3 protein-coding genes are annotated in these 1,980 nt (G+C 47.8%); 1 reads left to right on the forward strand and 2 read right to left on the reverse strand.

Going from position 1 to position 1,980, the window contains the following annotated elements:
• Positions 1-564, forward strand: a 564-nt coding sequence (locus ACTG33_RS17095) for a DUF488 domain-containing protein (protein ID WP_439136473.1), incomplete at its 5' end; no start/stop codon positions are given.
• Positions 565-660: 96 nt separating this feature from the next.
• Here ACTG33_RS17095 and ACTG33_RS17100 read toward each other — a convergent pair.
• A complete protein-coding gene (locus ACTG33_RS17100; protein ID WP_439136475.1) occupies positions 661-1,119 on the reverse strand; it encodes a hypothetical protein in 459 nt (152 codons plus the stop codon).
• Between the two features lie 142 nt (positions 1,120-1,261).
• Positions 1,262-1,980, reverse strand: a 719-nt coding sequence (locus tag ACTG33_RS17105; protein ID WP_439136477.1) for an aminopeptidase N C-terminal domain-containing protein, incomplete at its 5' end; no start/stop codon positions are given.

Consider the following 1,980-nt stretch of genomic DNA (forward strand, 5'->3'; position numbering starts at 1 on the left):
TATGCCACCAAGCCCATCGCCACCTTTATAGAACAGTTGCAACGCTATGAAATCAGCGCTGTAGCTGATGTGCGCTCAGTTCCTTTCAGCAAAGTCTTTTTTGATTACCACCAGGGAGCCATTGAGGGCCATTTAAAGCGCTCGGGTATCCAATACGTGTATCTGGGCGATGAGCTGGGCCCGCGGTCGAAAGATGACAATCATTATGATGAGTGTCGACAGGTGCAATTCGACCGGTTAATGCGCGCCCCGCTCTTTCAAAAAGGAATTGAGCGATTAAAAGACGGATTGGCGAAAGGTTTTAAGATCGGCCTGATGTGTGCAGAGAAAGACCCAGCCACTTGCCACCGCAGTCTATTGATTGGGTATGCTCTAAAGCAGCAGTTGGGTATGGAGTTGATGCACACTACCCATCACGGGGACCTGGAGACTCAGCAAGCTCTGGAAGAACGCCTGCCGGAGCTTCATAGCTTGGAAGAAGATTTATTTCTTACCCGGAATGAAAAGCTGGAGCAGGCTTATCAGTTACAGCTTCGTAAAACCTCGTATAGACGTCCTGAATAACTATTCATTTCCAGCAGTATTCCTTTCTAACAGTATTACTTTCCAACAGTACCCTTCTCTAAAGTACTTTTTCTAAAATACCCCTAGCCTGGATGTTTACGACAGCTGCTTTTCCAGTTGCGGCAGTTGTGCATAGAATACATCGAGAACCCGTTCGATTAGGGATTTAATATCTTCCAATGGTGGTAGCGACTGAACCGCTCCTTGAGACATCAATGGTGATCTGTAACCCCCGTCTTTGCCCTCGTAGTGAGCCGTATCCTCCAGTGTGGACATGGAGTGTGCTAACACCGCGTCACGCTGATCCAGTAAATACCGGTGTAACAAATGATCGTCTTCAGAAGCCAGGGGAAGCCCGAGAGAGTGTCTTTTGTTGTTGCCGCTGCCGGATTCTTTAAACGGCTTGCCGTATTCAATCAGCGCCATATGAACAGCAGCAGCAGTCAGAGACGGCGGCAGCTGCTGTGTTTCGAGCTCGTTCAAGATAGACCAGGCCCGATTCAGACCGGCCAGGCATTCCTGAAAGTGTGTGTAAAGCTCTTCTTCTCGTGACATCGTTTCAAGTCCAGGTTTTAAGTCCAGATTCTACATCCAATTTTACATCCACCTTCACATCCACTTTTACCTTCACTTTTGTCTCAAAAAACGAGGTGTTAGATTTCAGGTTCAGTAAGGAGCCAGCCCTTCAGGTTTTTCATTAATCCTTCAGGCTTTTTGAGACGACTTCATAGACATCTTTTGACAGTTCAGGTTCAGACAAAATTCGATCTAATGCTGCGCGCATTAATTTTTGTCGACTGACGTCGTATTTTCGCCACTTGGTCAATGGTGTCAGCAAGCGTGAAGCTATCTGTGGGTTGAGCTTATTCAGGGTCAGAATCTGATCGGCCAGAAACTCATACCCTGCCCCATCAGCCCTGTGGAAGTTAATTGAATTACCCCCACAAAAAGCACCGATCACAGCGCGTATTTTGTTGGGATTTTTAATGTCGAATGCGTCATGTGTCATCAACGCCTGTACCCGCTCAAGGCCACCCTCTCTTGATACATGAGATTGCGCGGTTAACCATTGGTTAACGACAAGCGCTTCATCGGACCAGCGTTGATAAAAACCTTCCAAAACCTGATCGCGCAGGGATTCACTGGCGTGATCGCTATTGATGATGGCCGACAGAGCAGCCAGTTCGTCGGTCATGTTTGTGGCGGCATCCAACTGTTTTTGAGCCATGTGGAGACTGTCATCAGTATCCAGGATAATCAGATAGCTTAGCACCGTATTTTTCAGGCTGCGTTTGGCCATAGCCGACGCTGAGGCTGAGAATGGTTCAGGGCTGCTGTTAGCCCGATAAACAGACTCCAGTTCTTCGCTAAGAGATTCCGCCAGTGCTTTGCGTACATACTTACGAGCAAAGTGTA

Origin of the sequence: Pseudomaricurvus sp. (genome assembly GCF_965662505.1) — a bacterium.
In the GTDB taxonomy this organism is placed as follows: Bacteria; Pseudomonadota; Gammaproteobacteria; order Pseudomonadales; family Cellvibrionaceae; genus Pseudomaricurvus.